Genomic DNA, 20,262 nt, shown 5'->3' on the forward strand with positions numbered 1-20,262 from the left:
GCCTTTCGGCCGTTACGCCGCGACCTGGTTGGTGAAGGTGCAGCCGACCGGGTCGGTCTGGGTGGCCTTGAAGGTCGGGTTGTAGCGGTAGAGCGTCGAGCAGTACGGGCAGACCTTCTCGTTGTCGTCGCCCATGTCGAGGAAGACGTGCGGATGGTCGTAGGGCACGGAGGCGCCGACGCACATGAATTCCTTCACGCCGATCTCGATCGTGCGATGGCCGCCGTCGTTCTGGAAATGAGGAATGCCGTGTCCAGCCATGTCATGCTCCGTGGGAATGCCTGTTTTCTGCGCCGGACCATAATCGCCTTCCGGGCGAATGTGTAGATGCAAAACCGTCGCGCCCGGCGAGAAATCCGCGTGGCCACCGTTTTCTCGACGATCAAACGGCATTAAGAGCAGGGCATGAAAACGAAAGAAGGCCCGCGATGAACCTCGATGCTCCGTCCTTTTCCAGTTTCGCGCATGACGGCCTCGAGCTTGCCTTCTTCGACGAGGGCGACCCGTCGGGCGATCCGGTGCTGCTGATCCACGGCTTTGCCTCCAACGCCAACGTCAACTGGGTGTTTCCCGGCTGGCTGAAGACGCTGGGGGACGCCGGTTACCGCGTCATCGCGCTCGACAACCGCGGCCATGGCGCGAGCAGCAAGCCGCACGATCCCGCAGTCTACACGCCGCCGCTGATGGCGGGCGACGCCGCCGCACTGCTCGATCACCTGGCGATTCCCGAGGCGCATGTCTTCGGTTATTCCATGGGCGCGCGCATCACCGCCTTCATGGCGCTGGCGCATCCGCATCGCGTGCGCTCCGTGGTCTTCGGCGGGCTGGGTATCGGCATGGTGACGGGGGTCGGCGACTGGGATCCGATCGCCGACGCGCTGCTCGCGCCGTCGCTCGATGTGGTGACCCACGAGCGCGGCCGCATGTTCCGCGCCTTCGCCGACCAGACGAAATCCGACCGCCAGGCGCTTGCCGCCTGTATCATGACATCGCGTGACCTTTTGACGCCGCAGGACATGGGCCGCATCGATGTGCCCGCGCTGATCGGCGTCGGCACGAAGGATGACATTGCAGGTGCGCCGCAGCCGCTCGCCGACCTGATGCCGAATGCCCGCGCGCTCGATATCCCCGGCCGCGACCACATGCTGGCCGTCGGCGACAAGGTTTTCAAACGCGCCGTTCTGGAGTTCTATGCGGAGATCGACGGCCGCTGACGCGGCGTTTACGACAACGGCCGCCGGGCCATTTCGCTCCGGCGCCCTTTGCTTTATATATGGACGGGAATGACCATAAGGAGTGCGGCGATGGTCGCGACGAACGAACTGCGGGCCGGCGAGAATCTCAAGGCCATGGATCCGATCTGGGACAGCCTGCGCGAGGAAGCGCGTGTTGCCGCCCAGGCCGAGCCGCTGCTGGCGGCCTTCCTCTATTCGACGGTGCTGAACCACCGCTCGCTGGAAGAAAGCGTGATCCACCGCGTCTGCGAGCGCCTCGACCATCCGGACCTGCAGGCCAACCTCCTGCACCAGATCTTTGACGAGATGCTGGAAGACTGGCCGGAATGGGGCGGCATCCTGCGCGTCGACATCCAGGCCGTCTACGACCGCGACCCCGCATGCCTGAGGTTCCTGGATGCCGTGCTCTATTTCAAGGGTTTCCACGCCATCCAGACCCATCGCGTCGCTCACTGGCTCTACAACAAGGGCCGGCGCGACCTTGCGCTCTACCTGCAAAGCCGCTCCTCCAGCGTGTTCCAGACGGACATCAACCCGGCCGCGCGCATCGGCAAGGGCATCTTCCTCGACCACGCCACCGGCTTCGTCGTCGGCGAGACGGCGACGATCGGCGACAATGTCTCGATCCTCCACAACGTCACGCTCGGCGGCACCGGCAAGGAGGGCGGCGACCGCCATCCGAAGATCGCCGACGGCGTGATGATCGGCGCCGGCGCAAAAATCCTCGGCAACATCCATATCGGCCATTGCTCGCGCATCGCCGCCGGCTCGGTCGTGCTGAAGCCCGTACCGCCGAAATCGACGGTCGCCGGCGTGCCGGCCAAGGTGATCGGCGAAGCCGGTTGCAACGAGCCCTCGCGCGCCATGGACCAGCTTCTCGCGGCCTTCGACTACGATCTGTAAGCGGCGCCGGCAAAAGCGCGAGGCGGTTTGCGTGCGGCGTTGCGGGAAAGACTCCAACGCGGGGAAAGTCGCTTTCTCGTGGAAATCGAGGGTTTACACGCCCCGGAGCAGGTGCGAGAAGCGCGGCAAATCAATCGACGACGGAGACATATCGTGAAGCCGGAAGAAATCAGGAAGCTCGAGGCCTACTTCAAGCGCAATATCAACAAGGAGATTGTCGTGAAGGCCCGTCCGCGCAAGGATGAATCGGCGGAAGTCTATCTCGCGGACGAATTCCTGGGCGTCATCTTCCGCGATGACGAAGATGGGGAGCTCTCCTACAACTTCTCCATGGCGATCCTCGACATCGATCTCTGATCGTCGGTATTATTTCCAGAAAAAAGCCCGGCCGCCTCTGCGCCGGGCTTTTTTATTATCGTTTTGCGACAAATTCGTCTTTTTCTGTCCCAATGATCATACCTATTGCGCAAGGTCTTGCTTTGTTTGTGAAATATTGCATTGCAGCATGATTATTGACTTTTTTGTGCGGCGCATATAGATTTCGGACCTAAACCGGGATCCAAAGGAGACTTCGATGTTCAATCTCGACGACGCAAACAAGAAGAGCAAGGAAGCCGTGGACACGTTCGTAAAGAGCTACACGACCGTTGCGCAGGGTTTCCAGGCGATCGCCACCGAAACGGCCGACTACTCGAAGAAGTCCTTCGAAAACAACGTCGCCCATTTCGAAAAGCTCTCGGGCGTCAAGAGCGTCGAAGCCGCTCTCGAACTGCAGACGGCCTTCGTGAAGTCCGCCTATGAAGGTTTCGTCGCCGAAGCCACGAAGCTCACCGAAATGTACGCCGATCTCGCCAAGGGCGCCTACAAGTCCTACGAAGCGCCGGTCGCCAAGACCACGGCTGCTGCCAAGGCTGCTGTCGCCGCCTGATTTTTTCAGTACTGCGTACGCGTATAGCGTTTAGAGGCCGGCTGCGGGCAACCGCAGCCGGCCTTTGCGCGTTGCGGGGATTGCGCGAGGCTGATGGAGCGGGCGCAAATTTCGCTATTTCCTTCGGATGACCGGCGATTATGATTGCAGTGCGAAGCGAGGCTCTTACAATCGTGTGACGAGACATTAGATAACAGGTCCAGAAGGCAGCCTCGGCTGAACGGTTTGCTCAAAGGAAGCGACCGAAATCAAGGAAATGAACAATGGATGTGAGACGGGCTCGAATGCAGGACGACGAAGGCGGCAGCGGCACTCCCGGTCGCAGCACCTCCGTCATTACCCGCACGAAGCCAAAGACCAAGAAGCCGAGCCTGTATCGCGTCCTGCTTCTCAATGATGATTACACGCCGATGGAGTTTGTAATCCACATTCTGGAACGTTTCTTTCAGAAGGACCGGGAAGCCGCCACGCGGGTCATGCTCCATGTGCACAATCATGGCGTAGGCGAGTGTGGCGTGTTCACCTACGAGGTTGCCGAAACCAAAGTGACACAGGTGATGGATTTCTCCCGCCAGCACCAGCATCCCCTGCAATGTGTCATGGAAAAGAAATGAGGAACGAACGTGCCAACATTTTCTGCAAGCCTTGAAAAGGCGCTCCACCAGGCACTGACCTACGCGAACGAGCGCCATCACGAATATGCGACGCTCGAGCACCTGCTGCTCGCCCTCATCGACGACGCCGACGCGGCTGCCGTGATGGGTGCCTGCAATGTCAACCTCGACGTGCTGCGCAAGACCGTCACCGACTATGTCGACCACGACCTTGCCAACCTGGTGACGGGTTACGAAGAAGATTCCAAGCCGACCTCCGGCTTCCAGCGCGTCATCCAGCGCGCGGTTATCCATGTCCAGTCGTCCGGTCGCGAAGAAGTGACCGGCGCCAACGTGCTCGTCGCGATCTTCGCGGAGCGCGAGAGCCACGCCGCCTATTTCCTGCAGGAGCAGGAGATGACGCGCTACGACGCCGTCAACTTCATCTCGCACGGCATCGGCAAGCGCCCCGGCTCCACCGAGCAGCGCCCGGTGCGCGGCTCGGATGACGCCGAGAGCGAGCCGAAGCAGCAGCGCGGCAATGGCGGCGGCGAACAGGAAGAGGCTGCCAAGAAGCAGGACGCGCTCACCGCCTACTGCGTAAACCTCAACGAGAAGGCCAAGAACGGCAAGATCGATCCGCTGATCGGCCGCCATGCCGAGGTCAACCGTACGATCCAGGTTCTCTGCCGCCGCTCGAAGAACAACCCGCTCTATGTGGGTGATCCGGGCGTGGGCAAGACGGCCATCGCCGAAGGCCTCGCCAAGCGCATCGTCGAAGGCAAGGTGCCGGAAGCGCTCGCCGACGCGACGATCTTCTCGCTCGACATGGGCACGCTGCTTGCCGGCACGCGCTATCGCGGTGATTTCGAAGAGCGTCTGAAGCAGGTCGTCAAGGAGCTGGAAGACTATCCCGGCGCCGTGCTATTCATCGACGAGATCCATACGGTGATCGGCGCCGGCGCCACCTCCGGCGGCGCGATGGATGCATCGAACCTCCTGAAGCCGGCGCTCTCCTCCGGCGCGATCCGTTGCATCGGCTCGACGACCTACAAGGAATATCGCCAGTTCTTCGAGAAGGACCGGGCGCTCGTGCGCCGCTTCCAGAAGATCGACGTCAACGAGCCGACCATCGACGACACGATCGAGATCATGAAGGGCCTCAAGCCCTATTTCGAGGAGTACCACAAGCTTCGCTATTCCAACGAGGCGATCAAGTCGGCCGTCGAGCTTTCGGCACGCTACATCAACGACCGCAAGCTGCCGGACAAGGCGATCGATGTGATCGACGAGACTGGTGCGGCCCAGATGCTGCTGCCCGTTAGCAAGCGCCGCAAGCTGATCACCGAGAAGGAAATCGAGGCGACCGTTGCGACGATGGCCCGCATTCCGCCCAAGACGGTGTCGAAGGACGACGAGCAGGTGCTCGCCAACCTGGAGCGGGAACTGCGTTCCGTGGTCTACGGCCAGGATCTGGCGATCGAGGCTCTGGCGTCGGCGATCAAGCTCGCCCGTGCGGGCCTGCGCGAACCGAACAAGCCGATCGGCTGCTACCTGTTCTCCGGTCCGACCGGCGTCGGCAAGACCGAAGTCGCAAAGCAGCTCGCCGGTTCGCTCGGCGTGGAACTGCTGCGCTTCGACATGTCGGAATATATGGAGCGGCATACGGTTTCCCGTCTGCTCGGTGCACCTCCCGGCTATGTCGGCTTCGACCAGGGCGGCCTCCTGACCGATGGCGTCGACCAGCATCCGCATTGCGTGCTGCTGCTCGACGAAATCGAGAAGGCGCATCCGGACCTCTACAACATCCTGTTGCAGGTCATGGATCACGGCTCGCTGACCGACCATAACGGCAAGAAGATCGACTTCCGCAACGTCATCCTGATCATGACGACCAATGCGGGCGCATCCGACATGGCCAAGGCCGCCATCGGCTTCGGCTCGTCGAAGCGCGAAGGCGAGGACATGGAGGCGATCAACCGCCTGTTCACGCCGGAATTCCGCAACCGTCTCGATGCGATCATCCCGTTCGGCTCGTTGCCGACGCCGGTCATCCATCAGGTCGTGCAGAAGTTCGTCATGCAGCTGGAAACCCAGCTTGCCGAACGCAACGTCACCTTCGACCTCAAGCAGGAAGCAATCGCCTGGCTGGCGGAGAAGGGCTACGACGAGAAGATGGGTGCGCGGCCGCTGGCGCGCGTCATCCAGGAAAACATCAAGAAGAAGCTCGCCGACGAAATCCTCTTCGGCAAGCTCAAGAAGGGCGGCGTCGTGCGCGTCTCCGTCGGCACCAAGGAAGATGGCTCGAACGGCCTGATCCTCGATGCCGTGCCGGAAACTGCGCCGATCAAGCCGAAGGCCGAAATCGAGGAAGCGGCGGCCAAGAAGGCGAAGCCGCGCAAGGCGAAGGAAACGGTTGCCGCCGAGGCTGCGCCGGCCAAGGCCAAGTCGTCCAGGAAGGCGGCTGAGCCCAAGGCCGAGCAGCCGAAGGACGAGCCGCCGCGCAAGGCGTCCAGCGCCGTGCCCAAGGTGCCGCGCAAGAAATAACGGCTTTACAAATCCCATGAGCCGGGCAGGTAACTGCCCGGCTTTCTTTTGTAGAAGACCCGAGACGTTAATGACGGCCGAGACTGCGCCATACCCCCAATCCCAGACCCACTGGTTCCTGCTCGGCATGCGCGGCATCTTCAGCCTGCCGGCGATCATCCTCATGCTGTCCTTCGTCGGCTTTGCGGCGTTTACGGCAGAGGCGAAAATTCCGGTCGAGCAGGTGATGTTCATGACCGGCATGGTCTGGGCACTGCCGGCCAAGGTCATCCTCGTCGGCTCCATGCTGTCGGGTGCCCACATCCTCACCGCTTTCATCGCCGTGACGCTCTCTTCCGTGCGCATGATGCCGATGGTAGCGGCGCTGATCCCGGAAATCCGCACCAACCGCACGCCGACCTGGCTTCTGCTGTTCCTCTCGCATTTCGTCGCCATCACCGCCTGGGTCTTCGCCATCGAGCGGGTGAACGGCGTGCCGCGCGACGGCCGCGTCGCGTTTTTCGCTGGCTTCGGCATCACGCTGACGCTGCTCAACATCCTGCTGGTCGGGCTCGTCTATGGCGCGGTCTCGGAATTTCCGCCCATCGTTTCGGGCTGCCTGTTCTTCCTGACGCCGGTCTACTTCCTGACCTCGATCTGGATTTCCGCACGCCACCGGGTGATCTACTGGGCGCTCGGCATCGGGCTGGCGCTCGGCTGGTTCTTCGCCATCGTCGCGCCGGAATACGATATTCTGCTTGCCGGCGTCATCGGCGGCACGCTCGCCTGGTGGGGTGAGCGGATGCTGCGCCAGCGGGAGGCGCGTTCATGAGCTTCGATGGCCTCTGGCCCTATATCTTCATCGCCGTCGCCGGATGGCTCGCGACCGATCTCTGGCGGTGGGCGGGCGTGCTCGCCGGCAATCGCATCGACGAGAAATCGGAGGTGCTGAACTGGGTGAAGGCCGTGGCAACCGCGCTGGTTGCCGCGGTCATCGCCAAGCTGATCTTCTTCCCGACCGGCACGCTGGAGGCCTCGCCGCTCTGGCTGCGGCTGGGTTCGGTGGTGTTTGGTGGCCTCTGCTTCTTCGTCGGCGGGCGCTTCCGCCAGATCGCCGGCATCGCCGCGGCCATCGGTTTCCTGGCCGCGGGTCTTGCCATTCTCGGGGTCTGATCAGCCCTTCGCCAGCGCCTTGCGCAGCTTCTCGGCATTTGCCGCCAGCACGCCCTGATCCTCCATCGTTCCCGAATGCGGCTTCAGGGCCACGCCCTCGACGCGCGGGATTATATGCACATGCAGGTGGTAGACGGTCTGGCCGGCGGCCGGCTCGTTGAACTGGATGACCGTCACGCCGTCGGCCTCGAAAGCCTCCTTGGCCGCGACGGCAACCTTCTGCACGACCGGGAAAAGCCGCGAAAGCGTCTCAGGATCGGCATCGAGGATGTTGCGCGACGGCGCCTTGGGGATGACGAGCGTATGCCCGTTCGCCTGCGGCATCACATCCATGAAGGCGACCGTATGCTCGTCCTCGTAGACGCGGTGCGAGGGGATTTCGTCGCGCAGGATCTTGGCGAAGATGTTGTTGGTGTCGTAGGCGCTCATGCTCGTCTCCCGATGATGCTTGGAGCATTTTCGCTTTACTTCGAATCGCGAAAACGCTCTATCTCTTTGTTTTCACGCACTTTGCTGGAACTGCTCTATTCGCTTTCGTTTTCGCCGCGGCGGAAGGGGCCGTGTTCGGCAAGATACTCGCCCATCGTCTCGACGTCGCGGCGCTCGCGCTCCAGATAGTCGGCGACGGCGCGGCGCAGGCCCGGATGGGTGATGAAATGGGCCGAATGGGTGATGGCCGGTAGGTAGCCGCGCGCGAGCTTGTGTTCGCCCTGCGCGCCGGCCTCGACCCGCGCCAGCCGCTTCTCGATCGCGAAGTCGATCGCCTGGTGGTAGCAGACCTCGAAATGCAGGAAGGGATGGTCCTCGATGCAGCCCCAGTGCCGGCCATAGAGTGCATCGCCGCCGATGAAATTGATCGCACCGGCAACGTAGCGGCCGTTGCGCTTCGCCATGACGAGCAGGATGTCGTCGGCCATGCGCTCGCCGATCAGGCTGTAGAATTCGCGGTTGAGGTAGGGCCGGCCCCATTTGCGGCTGCCGGTGTCCATATAGAAGGTGAAGAACTGGTCCCAGATTTCTTCCGTCAGGGCCGCACCCGTCAGCCAGTCGATCGAAATCCCATGCTCCAGCGCCGCCCGGCGCTCCTTCTTCAGCGCCTTGCGCTTGCGTGAGGCGAGCGTTTCCAGAAAATCGTCGTGCGAGCCGTAGCCGGCATTGAGGAAGTGGAACTGCTGGTCCGTGCGGTGCAGGTAACCCGCCGCCTCGAAGATCGGCATTTCCCCTTCCGGCACGAAGGTGACATGGGCGGAAGACGCCCCGTGCCGCCGGGCGAGTTCCTTCAGGCCTTCGGCAAGCCCGGATTGCGTCTCGATCAGCGGCTGGTCGGGGCGGTGGAGGAGCCGCGGGCCGGTTGCCGGCGTGAAGGGGATTGAGGCCTGCAGCTTCGGATAGTAGCGCCCGCCGGCGCGCTCGAAAGCATCGGCCCAGCCGTGGTCGAAGACATATTCGCCCTGGCTGTGGCTCTTGAGATAGGCGGGCAGGGCGCCGAGGATCGCGCCGTCGTCACCCTCCAGCAGGAGATGCTGGCCGAGCCAGCCGGTCTCGGCGGTGGCGCAGCCGGATTCTTCGAGCGAAGAGAGAAAGGCGTGGCTGACGAAGGGGTTGTAGGGCATGTGCGCGTCGCCCCTGGAGGCGCCGGCAAGGCGCCCCCATTGGTCCGCCGCAATGTCGGCGAAGCTCGTTTCGACGCGGATGCGCACGGGCTCGATCATGTCAGGCCGTCAATGCCTCGCGCGGATCGAAACCTTCGAAGGTCATCTGGTCCGCGTTGAGCGCCGTGATCGTGCGCGCTTCGTCGTCGCGCACGGTCCAGGTGATGATCTGCTTGCCGAGGTCGCGCTCCTTGCTGATGAAGGCGTTCGGCAGGTGGCCGTAATGGTAGGAGATGAAATCGAGACCGAGCTGCATCGCCTCCTCGTGCACCGCAAAATTCTCCGGCCGCGCGCCTTCTGCCGTCAGGCCGACGGGGCGGGTGGTGCCGAGAGCCTTGAGGTCCTTCAAAAGCCAGTGATCGAAGCTCATCAGCGCGACGGGGCCTTCATAGTCCTCGAGCGCGTCGAGCACCGCCATGGCGAAACCTTCGTCGTCACCCTTGCGGCCCTTGAGTTCCAGCACCAGCGGCACGCGGCCCTTGACGAGGTGGAGCAACTGGTTGAGCGTCGGAATGCGGTCCGCCGTGCCGCCGATCGGCAGCAGGCCGAGTTCGCCGGCGGTGCGCGCCCGCACATCGCCCCCGATGCCGCACAGGCGCTTCAGGTCGTCGTCATGGAAGACCACGGGAATGGCATCGGCGGTATATTGCAGGTCGCATTCGATGGCGAAACCGGCATCGGCCGCGCGTGCGAAGGCGGAAAGCGTGTTTTCCCAGACGGCCCGGTTGAGGTCGTGATAGCCGCGATGGGCGATCGGCCTCTCGGTCAGCCAGTTGAATTTATGCATCAGGCGATTTCCATGATGGCGTCGATCTCGACGGCGGCGTTGAGCGGCAGCGCGGCCATGCCGACGGCGGCGCGGGCATGTTTGCCAGCGTCACCCAGCGCGCCGACGAGGAAGTTGGAGGCGCCGTTGATGACGAGGTGCTGCTCGACGAAGTCCGGGGCGGAGGCGACGAAGCCGTTGATCTTGATGATGCGCTTGATGCGCGACAGGTCGCCGAGGGCTGCCTTCGCCTGGGCAAGCAGGCCGAGTGCGCACAATTCCGCCGCTTTCTGGCCGCCGGCAACGTCGACGTTCTTGCCGAGATGGCCGGTTACGGCGAGCTTGCCGTCGAGCATCGGCAGCTGGCCGGAAATGTGGAGGACGTTGCCGCTGATGACGAAAGGTACGTAATTGGCCGCGGGGGCCGCTGCCACGGGGATTTCGTAGCCCAGTTCCTTGACGCGATTCTCGATTTCAGCGGACATTGCGGTCTCCGTCGTTGCTCGCGTTCGGGCCTGCCGTCGCGATATCGAAATGAATAGGGCAGCGCGCGGATATTGCCTCGCTTTTGCCGGAAGAGTTCTTATAACATCGCGACCGACTTCAACAGGAGGAAACGGATGTTTCGTTCAGCCTTTGTCGCGGCCGCCATGGCCGGGGCATGCTTCGCCGGCAGCGGCGTCTCGAGCGCCTTTGCCACGCCGGCGACCGGGCTTGCGCCGCACCGTGCCGTCTACGACCTCCAGCTCAAGGATGCGACCGAGCGCTCCGGCATCGCCGGCATGTATGGCCGCATGGTCTACGAGTTCAACGGCAGCCCCTGCGATGGCTATACCGTGAGCTTCCGCTTCGTCACGCAGGTCAATACCGGCGAGGAGACGCGCCTCACCGACCAGCAGACGACCACCTACGAGGACCTGAAGAACGGCAGCTTCCGCTTCCTGACGCGCTCCTTCACAGACGAGAAGCTGGACAAGGAAGTGCGCGGCTCCGCCCGTGAGGAGAAGCAGGGCGTCAGCGTCGACCTGACGGCGCCGGATAACCGCCAGGTGGAGCTCGCCGCCAGCCGCTTTCCGACCGAACACATGCTGGAAGTCATCGATCACGCCAAGAAGGGCGACCGCTTCTTCGAGTCGCGCATCTATGACGGCTCGGATGCCGGCGACAAGACGTTGCTGACCACCGCCGTGGTCGGCAAGAAGGAAACGCCGAAGGCCGGCGACCTCGACGCCGCCAAAGCCGGCGATTTTTCCAAGGATGCCTTCTGGCCGGTGTCGATCGCCTATTACAACGACACCAGCGAAGGCGACGCGCTGCCGGTCTACCGCATGTCCTTCAAGCTCTACGAGAACGGCATCACCCGCGACCTCACCATGGATTATGGCGAGTTCTCGCTGACCGGAAAGCTCGCCAAGCTTGAGATGTTCAAGCAGCAGGAGTGCAAGTAAGTACCCCGCCGATCGCACTTTTTAACCCGCTGCCCTTGATTTGCCCGGAAACTGAGGGTATGGGGCAGCCATTCCACACGTAAGGCATGGGATTGTCCGGGAGAAATCCGGACCGTTCCGCCCGGTGGCATTCCCCAAGGGGATGCTGTTCGCCTTGCGGAGGTTCAACCGGAAAAGGATAACAAGGCATGGCATTGCCCGATTTCTCTATGCGCCAGCTTCTTGAAGCTGGTATTCACTTCGGCCACCAGACGCACCGCTGGAACCCGAAGATGAAGCCATACATCTTCGGCGATCGTAACAACGTTCACATCATCGACCTGGCACAGACCGTTCCGCTTCTGTCGCGCGCCCTTCAGGTCGTGTCCGACACGGTTGCCGGCGGCGGCCGCGTTCTGTTCGTCGGCACCAAGCGCCAGGCGTCCGACATCATCGCCGATGCTGCCAAGCGTTCGGCCCAGTACTACGTCAACGCCCGCTGGCTCGGCGGCATGCTGACGAACTGGAAGACGATCTCCAACTCGATCCAGCGCCTGCGCAAGCTCGACGAGATCCTGAACTCGGAAGGCTCCGGCTATTCCAAGAAGGAGCGCCTGACCCTCGAGCGCGAACGCGAGAAGCTTGAAAAGGCCCTCGGCGGTATCCGCGACATGGGCGGCACGCCGGACCTGATGTTCATCATCGACACCAACAAGGAATCGATCGCGATCCAGGAAGCCAAGCGTCTCGGCATCCCGGTCGTCGCCGTCATCGACTCCAACTGCGATCCGGACCCGATCGACTTCCCGATCCCCGGCAACGACGACGCCTCGCGCGCCATCGCGCTTTACTGCGACCTGATCGCCCGCGCCGCCATCGACGGCATCGCGCGCCAGCAGGGTGCATCGGGCCGTGACCTTGGCGCCTCTGCCGAGGCTCCGGTCGAGCCGGAACTCGAAGCCGAAGCGTAAGGCCGAGGTCGGAGCGAAACATTCGCTCCCGCTTTTCTGAGATAACCGAGGCCAGAGAGACGATCCCTGGCCTCGGCTTGTTTGAAGACCCTGTCTGCCGACGATCCCCGGGGTCGTGGTTAAGGCGACAGGTCGAAGGTGATCTTCATCACCCTGTCATATTTCCGGGTACATTCGTTCCCAAAACCTTGAGTTCGCCGGGGTTTCTCGGCGGCACGCAACAAGAACCGACAAGAGGCTCACAATGGCTGAAATCACCGCTGCACTGGTGAAGGAACTGCGCGAAAAGTCCGGCGCAGGCATGATGGACTGCAAGAAGGCGCTGGCTGAAAACGACGGCGACATCGAAGCAGCAATCGACTGGCTGCGCGCCAAGGGCATCGCCAAGGCCGACAAGAAGTCGGGCCGCACCGCCGCTGAAGGCCTCATCGGCGTCGCCACCTCCGGCACCAAGGCCGTTGTCGTCGAAGTCAACTCGGAAACCGACTTCGTTGCCCGCAACGATGCCTTCCAGACGATCGTCCGCGGCGTTGCCGACGTGGCGCTGACCACCGACGGCACCGTTGAAGCCGTTGGCGCCGCCACCTACCCGGCAACCGGCAAGTCGGTCACCGACACGATCAAGGATGCGATCGCCACCATCGGCGAGAACATGAACCTGCGCCGCTCGGTCCTGCTGTCGGTCGAAGACGGTGTCGTCGCGACCTACATCCACAACGCTGCCGCCGACCGTCTCGGCAAGCTCGGCGTTCTCGTGGCGCTGAAGTCGACCGGCGACAAGGAAGCCCTCAACGCCATCGGCCGCCAGGTCGCCATGCACGTTGCTGCAACGGCTCCGCTCGCCATCCGCGCCGAAGAAGTCGATGCTGCCGTTGCCGAACGCGAACGCAACGTCTTCATCGAGCAGTCGCGCGCTTCCGGCAAGCCGGACAACATCATCGAGAAGATGGTTGAAGGCCGCATGCGCAAGTTCTTCGAAGAAGTCGCCCTGCTGTCGCAGGCCTTCGTCATGAACCCCGACATCACCGTCGGCGCTGCCGTCAAGGAAGCGGAAAAGACCGTCGGCGCGCCGATCGAAGTCGTCGGCATGGCCCGTCTCCTGCTCGGCGAAGGCGTCGAGAAGGAAGAGACGGACTTCGCTGCCGAAGTGGCGGCTGTGGCCAAGGGCTGATTTTCTTAATCCCATTCGGGAAAAGAACAGGGCGCCGCGTGACAACGCGGCGCCCTTCGTGTATCCGGCTTGCCGAAATGCCTGCCCCGAATTTTCTTCTGCGGCGAGGGTTGCCCTGTGCCGAACCGCTCCCGGTTCTGGCCGGCTGCCCGATCGGGTGAGCAGGTTCACGAGTTCAGGAGCGACCATGACGGCCAACCCAATCTATAAACGTGTTCTGCTGAAAGCCTCCGGCGAGGCCCTGATGGGCTCGCAAGGCTTCGGCATCGATGTCGCGGTCGCCGATCGCATCGCCTCCGACATCGCCGAGGCCCGCGCGCTCGGCGTGGAAGTGGGCGTCGTCGTCGGGGGCGGCAATATCTTCCGCGGTGTGGCGGTGGCCTCCAAGGGCGGCGACCGGGTGACCGGCGATCATATGGGCATGCTGGCGACCGTCATCAACGCGCTTGCGCTCGCGACCTCGCTGCGCAAGCTCGACATCGACACCGTCGTTCTCTCGGCAATCGCCATGCCGGAAATCTGCGAGAGTTTTTCGCAGCGCGCCACACTCTATCACCTGTCGCTCGGCCGCGTGGTGATCTTCGCCGGCGGCACCGGCAACCCGTTCTTCACGACCGATTCTGCCGCGGCGCTCCGCGCTGCCGAAATGGGCGCCGAGGCGATCTTCAAGGGCACGCAGGTCGACGGCATCTATTCCGCCGATCCGAAGAAGGACCCGCACGCCACCCGCTTTGACCGCCTGACCCACAGCGAAGTGCTGGAACGGGGCCTTGCTGTCATGGACGTCGCCGCCGTGGCGCTGGCGCGCGAAAACCACATCCCGATCATCGTGTTCTCCATCCATGAAAAGGGCGGTTTCGCCGAAATATTGACGGGTGGCGGACGCGGTACCATCGTAACCGACAACTGATTCTCAAGAGGCGAGCACGCCCGATGCGTGCAGCCGTTCCGTGAAAATGGGAGTATTCCGATGAGTGAAGGTATTGACCTGAAGGAACTGAAACGCCGCATGGACGGCGCGATTTCCGCTTACAAGAACGACATTGCGTCGCTGCGCACCGGCCGCGCCTCGGCCAACGTGCTCGATCCGGTGCAGGTCGAAGCCTACGGTTCGCGCGTGCCGCTGAACCAGGTCGCCAACATCTCCGTTCCGGAACCCCGCATGCTGTCGGTTTCCGTGTGGGACAAGAGCATGGTCGGCGCCGTCGAGCGCGGCATCCGCGAATCGAATCTCGGCCTGAACCCGATCATCGACGGCCAGAACCTGCGCATCCCGCTGCCGGAGCTCAACGAAGAGCGCCGCAAGTCGCTCGTCAAGGTCGCGCATGACTATGCCGAAAAGGCCAAGGTGGCGATCCGCCACGTGCGCCGCGACGGCATGGACGACCTCAAGAAAGCCGAAAAGGATGGCGATATCGGCCAGGATCTGAGCCGCAGCCAATCCGAAAGGGTGCAGAAGATGACCGACGAGACGATTTTGGACGTCGATCGCTTGCTTGCCGAGAAGGAAAAGGAAATCATGCAGGTTTAAGGCGCCCGCCTCGCATCTTTTCTCCATTCCGGATCGCTCATGAACCAACTCTCGCCCAGCACCGTACCGGCACACGTCGCCATCATCATGGATGGCAATGGACGCTGGGCGAGTGCGCGCGGCCTGCCGCGTGCCATGGGACACCGCAAGGGTGTCGAATCCGTGCGTGAGGCTGTGCGCACCGCCGCTGAAAGCGGCGTGCGCTACCTCACGCTCTTCGCCTTCTCCTCGGAAAACTGGAGCCGCCCGGAGAGCGAGATCACCGATCTCATGGGCCTCCTGAAGACCTTCATCCGGCGCGACCTTGCGGTTCTGCACCGGGAGAACGTGCGCATCCGCGTCATCGGCGACAAATCGAACCTGTCGAGCGACATCCTGCCGCTGCTTCTGGAAGCGGAGGATACGACACGGGCGAACAGCGGCATCACGCTGGTCATCGCCTTCAATTACGGTTCGCGCGACGAGATCGCCCGGGCGGTGCGCACGCTTGCCGCCGAGGTCGCTGCCGGCCGCCTCGATCCGGCCGAGATCACCTCGGAGCGCATCGGCGCCTCGCTCGATACCGCCGGCATTCCCGACCCCGACCTCATCATCCGCACCAGCGGGGAGGAGCGGCTGTCGAATTTCCTGCTCTGGCAGGCGGCCTATGCCGAACTGATGTTCGTTCCCGATTTCTGGCCCGACTTTTCGCGCGAGACCTTTCTTGCCGCGCTGTCGCGCTATTCCATGCGCGAGCGCCGGTTCGGCGGCTTGCAGGCCGCAAAGACGCTTGCGGTGGGCTCCTGATGCAGAGTGAACTGCGTCTGCGCATCCTCTCCGGCATCGTGCTGGCCATCGTCGTGCTCGTCGCGACCTGGCTCGGCGGTTTCGCCTTCCGCGTGCTCGCCTCGGCCATAGCGCTCCTCATCTATTATGAATGGTCGACGATCACGCGCCTGCCGGAGACGGATTTCCGCGCCAATGCCTTCGGCTGGCTGTCGGTCGGCGTCATCGCGCTTCTGGTGGTCTTCGGCATCGACGAATTCGCCATGCCGGCGCTGATCGGCGCGACGCTGATCGGCATCGTCTATGCCTTCGCCCTCCAGGGCAGCGGCTGGCTTGCCGGCGGTATCGTCTATGCCGGCCTGACGGCGATTTCGCTCGCCGCCATCCGCGGCGATACCGCGCATGGCTTTGCCGCCATGCTCTTCATCTTCGCCGTCGTCTGGGCGACGGATATTCTCGCCTATTTCGTCGGACGCGCTATCGGCGGGCCAAAACTCGCGCCGCCGATCTCGCCGGGAAAGACCTGGTCGGGGGCGATCGGCGGGGCGATTTCCGCCGTCATCGCCGGCACGCTGGTGCACATGGCCTTCTTTTCGCTGAACGGTCTCTGGGTGCCTGTCATGGCGCTTGTGCTCTCGGTTTTCAGCCAGGTTGGTGATCTTTTCGAGTCCTTCATCAAGCGCCGTTTCGGCGTGAAGGACTCAAGCCGTCTCATTCCGGGACATGGCGGCGTCATGGACCGGGTTGACGGCCTTGTTTTTGCCTGCTTCGCCGCGTTCCTCATTGCACTTGGCGATGCGATCGTGTCGGGCACCGCGAACACGCCGGCCGGCGTGTTCCTTTTCGGCCCGTAATCGCGACACATTGGGGATTGCTCATGGAAATGCTGGCTGGCTCCGTTGGGTTCGTGACGGGCTATATCATTCCCTTCCTGGTCGTGCTGACGCTCATCGTCTTCGTGCACGAGATGGGCCACTACCTGGCGGGCCGCTGGTCCGGCATCGGCATCACCGCCTTTTCCGTCGGCTTCGGCCCGGAACTTTTCGGGTTCAACGACCGGCACGGTACGCGCTGGAAGCTTTCCGCCATTCCGCTCGGCGGCTATGTCAAGTTCCTCGGCGACGACGACCCGGCCTCGATTCCGGACTATGACGCGGTCGCAGCACTTCCGGAAGCGGTGCGCAAGCGCACGTTCCTCGGTGCTGCCCTGTGGAAAAGGGCGGTGACGGTCGCTGCCGGTCCGATCGCCAATTTCGTGCTCGCCATCGCCATCTTCGCCGTGATGTTCACCATCTACGGCCGCCAGATCGCCGATCCGATCGTCGCCGAAGTCCGCCCGGATAGCGCCGCCTCGGAGGCGGGCGTGCTCCCCGGCGACCTGCTCGTGGCGCTTGACGGCAATCCGGTCACCACCTTCGACGACGTGCGCCGCTATGTCAGCGTGCGCCCGGAACTGACGATCAACGTCACGGTGCGCCGCGACGGCCAGGATCTCGTCCTGCCGATGGTGCCCAAGCGCACCGAGATCACCGACCAGTTCGGCAACAAGATCGAGCTTGGCCTGATCGGCATCGTCACCAACCAGGAAACCGGCAATTTCCGCGTCGTGGAATATGGCCCGGTGGAGGCCGTGGGGCAGGGCGTGCTGCAAAGCTGGCACATCGTGACGGGCACGTTCGACTACCTCGCGAACCTCGTCACGGGCCGGATGAAGGCCGATCAGCTCGGCGGGCCCATCCGCGTGGCGCAGGCTTCCGGCCAGATGGCGACGCTGGGTGTTGCCGCTGTGCTGCAGCTCGCTGCCGTTCTCTCTGTTTCCATTGGACTTTTGAACCTGATGCCGGTTCCGGTACTTGATGGCGGCCATCTGATGTTCTATGCGGTGGAGGCTATCCGGGGCAGGCCTGTCGGGCCCGGGGCGCAGGAGATCGCATTTCGCATCGGCATGGCGCTGGTGCTCATGCTGATGGTCTTTGCGACCTGGAACGACATATCCATGCTTCTCGGCTGAGGTTTGCCGGGCTACCGGCAGTGAATGCCGGCGTGCCGGCAGGGAATCAAAAGGGGTGCCGCTCTCGCCGACGCAGTCGTGCTAACGCTCTGTTTACCGTAATGAAACGGATGTAGTGACCTTCGGGCCACGGTTGGAATTGAAGTAAACAGAAATTAACGCGTGACCTTGCTTAGATGGCAAAAGCGGTTAAAACGGCAAACGTGACCGGAATCGGGCGTACGCGCCTGCCGGGACGTTGAAACGAAGGTAAGTAGTTAAGATGAAAGCTGGTTCAAAATTTTTGAACGCCGTGTCGGCCGTTGCATTGTCGGCCACGATGGTTGTCACGGGCGGCTCTTTTGCCACGCTTGTCTCCGCCACGGCCGCAGAGGCCGCCGTCATCCGCAGCATCCAGGTGAATGGCGCTGACCGCGTCAGCGCCGATACGGTCAAGGCCAATGTCACCATTGTGCCCGGCAAGGCCTTTTCCAACGCCGATATCGACGCCTCCGTGCGCCGCCTGTTTGCCACCGGCTACTTCTCCGATGTGAAGATCTCGGTTTCCGGCAGCACGCTTGTCGTGGTGGTCGATGAAAACCAGCTCATCAACCAGGTCGTCATCAACGGCAACCGCAAGATCAAGGACGACAAGCTGCAGGGCGTTCTGCGCTCGCAGTCGCTCGGTCCGTACAGCGAAACCGCCGTTGAAGCCGACAAGCAGGCGATCCGCGACGCCTATGCCGCGATCGGCCGCAGCGACGCCACCGTCACGACGCAGGTCTATCCGCTCGGCAATGGCCGCGTGAACCTCGCCTATATCGTCGATGAAGGTGACCGCACGAAGATCTCGCAGATCAATTTCGTCGGCAACGAAGCCTACAGCAACAGCCGTCTGCGCGCCGTTATCGTCACCAAGAAGTCGAACTTCCTGTCCTTCCTGACCCGCAAGGACGTTTATAGCGAAGACAAGTTGCGCGCTGACGAGGAGTCGCTGCGCCAGTTCTACTTCAACAACGGCTATGCCGACTTCCGCGTGATTTCGTCGGAAGCCGTGCTTGACGAGTCCTCCAACGAATATGTCGTGACCTTCACGGTCGAGGAAGGCCAGCGTTACGACTTCGGCCAGGTGAACGTCGAATCGACGGTCGAAGGCATCGATGGTGCGGAGCTTCAGGGCCTCGTCGAATCGCGCCCGGGCAGCACGTATCGTGCCCGCGACGTGCAGGACACGATGTCGGAAATCTCCAAGCGCGTTGCGGCTAACGGTTATCCGTTTGCCCGCGTGACGCCGCGCGGCAACCGCGACCTCGGCAACGGCACCATCGCCGTCGACTACCTCGTCGACCAGGGCGAGCGCGCCTATGTCGAGCGCATCGAAATCCGCGGCAACACCCGCACGCGTGACTACGTCATCCGCCGCGAGTTCGACATCGGTGAAGGCGACGCCTTCAACCAGGAAGTCATCACGCGCGCCAAGCGCCGCCTCGAGGCCCTCGGTTACTTCTCCACGGTCAACATCACGACCGCGCCGGGCAGCCAGTCTGACCGCGTCGTCCTGGTGGTCGATGTTCAGGATCAGTCGACCGGTTCGTTCGGTATCGGCGCCGGTTACGAAACGGGCAAGAACGGCGGCATCAAGCTTGAAGCGTCGGTGGAAGAAAAGAACTTCCTCGGTCGCGGCCAGTATATCCGCGTCGCTGCCGGTGGTGGCGAGAACTCTCGCGACTACAGCTTGTCGTTCACGGAGCCCTATTTCCTCGGCTACCGCCTGGCTGCCGGCTTCGATGTCTTCAAGAACGAAGACGAGAGCGAAGATTATTACAGCGTCAACACGGAAGGCTTCACGCTGCGCGTGACGGCGCCGATCACGGAAGACCTGTCGACGTCGCTGCGCTACAGCTACACGAAGCTCGACTACAATTCCGGCGATCTCGACGAACTGTCTTCGCCCTATCGTTACGTCGTTACCGAAGGTCCTTGGGTTCGCTCCTCGGTTTCGCACAGCGTGACCTATGACACGATCGATGACCGCACGCTGCCGCGTGAAGGTATGTTTGCCCAGATCACCCAGGAATTTGCCGGCCTCGGTGGCGATTCGGACTACTACAAGATTTCGGGCAAGGCACGTTACTTCCACATGCTGCTCGAAGATGCCGACGTCATCGGCTCGCTCTCGGTCAGCGGTGGTCACATGTGGGGCCGCGGCGACACGAAGGTGTTCGACCAGTTCACGCTTTCGGCCAGCGATATCCGCGGCTTCGAATCGGGCGGCATCGGCCCGCGCGCGACGTCGACGGACGATGCCCTCGGCGGCAAGACCTACTTTACGGCGTCTGCCGAAGCATCCTTCCCGCTGCCGTTCATCTCGCGGGATTCGGGCCTGCGCGGCGCCTTCTTTGCCGATGCCGGCACGCTTTACGGCAACGACGTCAAGACGGTCGCAGCCGACCGTGTGCGTGGCGAAAGCATGAGCATCCGCGCCTCTGTCGGCGCCAGCGTGATCTGGGCTTCGCCGTTCGGTCCGCTGCGTCTCGACTACGCGGTTCCGGTCAAGAAGGAAAACTTCGACGAGGTGCAGCGCTTCAAGTTCGGCATCGCGACGCAGTTCTGATATAGGCAGTCCAGAAC

The 20,262-nt window shown here is 62.7% G+C and carries 22 protein-coding genes; 17 read left to right on the forward strand and 5 right to left on the reverse strand.

Translation table 11 applies throughout. The annotated features are described in order from the left end of the window. Positions 1-12 precede the first annotated feature (12 nt). A complete protein-coding gene (locus tag AC1Q6Z_RS06975; protein WP_256116005.1) occupies positions 13-261 on the reverse strand; it encodes a zinc-finger domain-containing protein in 249 nt (82 codons plus the stop codon). Between the two features lie 167 nt (positions 262-428). Between AC1Q6Z_RS06975 and AC1Q6Z_RS06980 the strand changes: the two genes are divergently transcribed. The 8 genes from AC1Q6Z_RS06980 (at position 429) to AC1Q6Z_RS07015 (ending at position 7,358) form a co-directional block, all read left to right on the forward strand. Next, the gene (locus tag AC1Q6Z_RS06980; RefSeq protein WP_492647173.1) at positions 429-1,214 is read left to right on the forward strand and encodes an alpha/beta fold hydrolase; all 786 of its coding nucleotides are present in this window, start codon (positions 429-431) and stop codon (positions 1,212-1,214) included. A 90-nt stretch (positions 1,215-1,304) separates the two neighbouring features. Further along, positions 1,305-2,138: a serine O-acetyltransferase gene (gene cysE, locus AC1Q6Z_RS06985; RefSeq protein WP_492647174.1), complete on the forward strand. Its 834-nt coding sequence runs from the start codon at positions 1,305-1,307 to the stop codon at positions 2,136-2,138. A 153-nt stretch (positions 2,139-2,291) separates the two neighbouring features. Continuing rightward, the gene (locus tag AC1Q6Z_RS06990) at positions 2,292-2,495 is read left to right on the forward strand and encodes a DUF3126 family protein (protein WP_134649125.1); all 204 of its coding nucleotides are present in this window, start codon (positions 2,292-2,294) and stop codon (positions 2,493-2,495) included. Positions 2,496-2,712: 217 nt separating this feature from the next. Further along, complete coding sequence (locus AC1Q6Z_RS06995) at positions 2,713-3,066, forward strand: phasin family protein (RefSeq protein WP_435267161.1); 354 nt, start codon at positions 2,713-2,715, stop codon at positions 3,064-3,066. Positions 3,067-3,350: 284 nt separating this feature from the next. After that, entirely contained in the window at positions 3,351-3,680 is a 330-nt protein-coding gene (clpS, locus tag AC1Q6Z_RS07000; RefSeq protein ID WP_492647175.1) for an ATP-dependent Clp protease adapter ClpS, read from the forward strand. Positions 3,681-3,689: 9 nt separating this feature from the next. Next, on the forward strand, positions 3,690-6,206 hold the full coding sequence (gene clpA, locus AC1Q6Z_RS07005; RefSeq protein WP_492647176.1) for an ATP-dependent Clp protease ATP-binding subunit ClpA: 2,517 nt from the start codon (positions 3,690-3,692) through the stop codon (positions 6,204-6,206). 70 nt (positions 6,207-6,276) lie between these two features. Further along, positions 6,277-7,017: an AzlC family ABC transporter permease gene (locus tag AC1Q6Z_RS07010; RefSeq protein ID WP_492647177.1), complete on the forward strand. Its 741-nt coding sequence runs from the start codon at positions 6,277-6,279 to the stop codon at positions 7,015-7,017. Then, the gene (locus tag AC1Q6Z_RS07015) at positions 7,014-7,358 is read left to right on the forward strand and encodes an AzlD domain-containing protein (protein WP_256115998.1); all 345 of its coding nucleotides are present in this window, start codon (positions 7,014-7,016) and stop codon (positions 7,356-7,358) included. The genes AC1Q6Z_RS07010 and AC1Q6Z_RS07015 overlap by 4 nt, the downstream gene beginning before the upstream one ends. Here AC1Q6Z_RS07015 and AC1Q6Z_RS07020 read toward each other — a convergent pair whose 3' ends face one another. The 4 genes from AC1Q6Z_RS07020 to AC1Q6Z_RS07035 form a co-directional block, all read right to left on the reverse strand. Further along, positions 7,359-7,787 carry an HIT family protein gene (locus tag AC1Q6Z_RS07020; RefSeq protein WP_492647178.1) on the reverse strand — a complete coding sequence of 143 codons (429 nt, stop codon included), beginning with the start codon at positions 7,785-7,787 and terminating at the stop codon, positions 7,359-7,361. A gap of 95 nt (positions 7,788-7,882) precedes the next feature. After that, entirely contained in the window at positions 7,883-9,070 is a 1,188-nt protein-coding gene (locus AC1Q6Z_RS07025; protein ID WP_492647179.1) for a GNAT family N-acetyltransferase, read from the reverse strand. Position 9,071: 1 nt separating this feature from the next. Then, entirely contained in the window at positions 9,072-9,797 is a 726-nt protein-coding gene (locus tag AC1Q6Z_RS07030; protein WP_492647180.1) for a glycerophosphodiester phosphodiesterase, read from the reverse strand. After that, the gene (locus tag AC1Q6Z_RS07035; protein WP_492647181.1) at positions 9,797-10,261 is read right to left on the reverse strand and encodes a RidA family protein; all 465 of its coding nucleotides are present in this window, start codon (positions 10,259-10,261) and stop codon (positions 9,797-9,799) included. The genes AC1Q6Z_RS07030 and AC1Q6Z_RS07035 overlap by 1 nt, the downstream gene beginning before the upstream one ends. Positions 10,262-10,396: 135 nt before the next feature. Between AC1Q6Z_RS07035 and AC1Q6Z_RS07040 the strand changes: the two genes are divergently transcribed. From AC1Q6Z_RS07040 to bamA, 9 genes are all read left to right on the forward strand, one after another. Then, positions 10,397-11,224: a cell envelope integrity EipB family protein gene (locus AC1Q6Z_RS07040; RefSeq protein WP_256115992.1), complete on the forward strand. Its 828-nt coding sequence runs from the start codon at positions 10,397-10,399 to the stop codon at positions 11,222-11,224. A 188-nt stretch (positions 11,225-11,412) separates the two neighbouring features. Then, positions 11,413-12,174 carry a 30S ribosomal protein S2 gene (gene rpsB, locus AC1Q6Z_RS07045; RefSeq protein ID WP_256115991.1) on the forward strand — a complete coding sequence of 254 codons (762 nt, stop codon included), beginning with the start codon at positions 11,413-11,415 and terminating at the stop codon, positions 12,172-12,174. A gap of 244 nt (positions 12,175-12,418) precedes the next feature. Next, positions 12,419-13,345, forward strand: a complete 927-nt coding sequence (tsf, locus tag AC1Q6Z_RS07050; RefSeq protein ID WP_256115990.1) for a translation elongation factor Ts — start codon at positions 12,419-12,421, stop codon at positions 13,343-13,345. Between the two features lie 187 nt (positions 13,346-13,532). Then, complete coding sequence (gene pyrH / locus AC1Q6Z_RS07055; RefSeq protein WP_256115989.1) at positions 13,533-14,255, forward strand: UMP kinase; 723 nt, start codon at positions 13,533-13,535, stop codon at positions 14,253-14,255. 60 nt (positions 14,256-14,315) lie between these two features. After that, positions 14,316-14,876, forward strand: coding sequence for a ribosome recycling factor (gene frr / locus AC1Q6Z_RS07060; protein WP_256115988.1), 561 nt, complete (start codon positions 14,316-14,318; stop codon positions 14,874-14,876). A 39-nt stretch (positions 14,877-14,915) separates the two neighbouring features. Then, positions 14,916-15,662: an isoprenyl transferase gene (locus AC1Q6Z_RS07065; RefSeq protein ID WP_256115987.1), complete on the forward strand. Its 747-nt coding sequence runs from the start codon at positions 14,916-14,918 to the stop codon at positions 15,660-15,662. Beyond that, positions 15,662-16,495, forward strand: a complete 834-nt coding sequence (locus AC1Q6Z_RS07070) for a phosphatidate cytidylyltransferase (RefSeq protein WP_256115986.1) — start codon at positions 15,662-15,664, stop codon at positions 16,493-16,495. The genes AC1Q6Z_RS07065 and AC1Q6Z_RS07070 overlap by 1 nt, the downstream gene beginning before the upstream one ends. 23 nt (positions 16,496-16,518) lie before the next feature. Then, positions 16,519-17,652, forward strand: a complete 1,134-nt coding sequence (rseP, locus tag AC1Q6Z_RS07075) for an RIP metalloprotease RseP (protein WP_492647182.1) — start codon at positions 16,519-16,521, stop codon at positions 17,650-17,652. Positions 17,653-17,914: 262 nt separating this feature from the next. Then, on the forward strand, positions 17,915-20,245 hold the full coding sequence (bamA, locus tag AC1Q6Z_RS07080; RefSeq protein ID WP_435267169.1) for an outer membrane protein assembly factor BamA: 2,331 nt from the start codon (positions 17,915-17,917) through the stop codon (positions 20,243-20,245). Positions 20,246-20,262: the final 17 nt, after the last annotated feature.

The organism is Shinella sp. GW835-FHT14H05, from assembly GCF_058793575.1.

What these genes read in the sequence shown, in the direction of transcription:
- AC1Q6Z_RS06975 (WP_256116005.1), bottom strand. Translation starts at nt 261, where the DNA reads ATGGCTGGACACGGCATTCCTCATTTCCAGAACGACGGCGGCCATCGC.
- AC1Q6Z_RS06980 (WP_492647173.1), top strand. Translation starts at nt 429, where the DNA reads ATGAACCTCGATGCTCCGTCCTTTTCCAGTTTCGCGCATGACGGCCTC.
- cysE (WP_492647174.1), top strand. Translation starts at nt 1,305, where the DNA reads ATGGTCGCGACGAACGAACTGCGGGCCGGCGAGAATCTCAAGGCCATG.
- AC1Q6Z_RS06995 (WP_435267161.1), top strand. Translation starts at nt 2,713, where the DNA reads ATGTTCAATCTCGACGACGCAAACAAGAAGAGCAAGGAAGCCGTGGAC.
- clpS (WP_492647175.1), top strand. Translation starts at nt 3,351, where the DNA reads ATGCAGGACGACGAAGGCGGCAGCGGCACTCCCGGTCGCAGCACCTCC.
- AC1Q6Z_RS07010 (WP_492647177.1), top strand. Translation starts at nt 6,277, where the DNA reads ATGACGGCCGAGACTGCGCCATACCCCCAATCCCAGACCCACTGGTTC.
- AC1Q6Z_RS07015 (WP_256115998.1), top strand. Translation starts at nt 7,014, where the DNA reads ATGAGCTTCGATGGCCTCTGGCCCTATATCTTCATCGCCGTCGCCGGA.
- AC1Q6Z_RS07020 (WP_492647178.1), bottom strand. Translation starts at nt 7,787, where the DNA reads ATGAGCGCCTACGACACCAACAACATCTTCGCCAAGATCCTGCGCGAC.
- AC1Q6Z_RS07025 (WP_492647179.1), bottom strand. Translation starts at nt 9,070, where the DNA reads ATGATCGAGCCCGTGCGCATCCGCGTCGAAACGAGCTTCGCCGACATT.
- AC1Q6Z_RS07030 (WP_492647180.1), bottom strand. Translation starts at nt 9,797, where the DNA reads ATGCATAAATTCAACTGGCTGACCGAGAGGCCGATCGCCCATCGCGGC.
- AC1Q6Z_RS07035 (WP_492647181.1), bottom strand. Translation starts at nt 10,261, where the DNA reads ATGTCCGCTGAAATCGAGAATCGCGTCAAGGAACTGGGCTACGAAATC.
- AC1Q6Z_RS07040 (WP_256115992.1), top strand. Translation starts at nt 10,397, where the DNA reads ATGTTTCGTTCAGCCTTTGTCGCGGCCGCCATGGCCGGGGCATGCTTC.
- rpsB (WP_256115991.1), top strand. Translation starts at nt 11,413, where the DNA reads ATGGCATTGCCCGATTTCTCTATGCGCCAGCTTCTTGAAGCTGGTATT.
- tsf (WP_256115990.1), top strand. Translation starts at nt 12,419, where the DNA reads ATGGCTGAAATCACCGCTGCACTGGTGAAGGAACTGCGCGAAAAGTCC.
- pyrH (WP_256115989.1), top strand. Translation starts at nt 13,533, where the DNA reads ATGACGGCCAACCCAATCTATAAACGTGTTCTGCTGAAAGCCTCCGGC.
- frr (WP_256115988.1), top strand. Translation starts at nt 14,316, where the DNA reads ATGAGTGAAGGTATTGACCTGAAGGAACTGAAACGCCGCATGGACGGC.
- AC1Q6Z_RS07065 (WP_256115987.1), top strand. Translation starts at nt 14,916, where the DNA reads ATGAACCAACTCTCGCCCAGCACCGTACCGGCACACGTCGCCATCATC.
- AC1Q6Z_RS07070 (WP_256115986.1), top strand. Translation starts at nt 15,662, where the DNA reads ATGCAGAGTGAACTGCGTCTGCGCATCCTCTCCGGCATCGTGCTGGCC.
- rseP (WP_492647182.1), top strand. Translation starts at nt 16,519, where the DNA reads ATGGAAATGCTGGCTGGCTCCGTTGGGTTCGTGACGGGCTATATCATT.
- bamA (WP_435267169.1), top strand. Translation starts at nt 17,915, where the DNA reads ATGAAAGCTGGTTCAAAATTTTTGAACGCCGTGTCGGCCGTTGCATTG.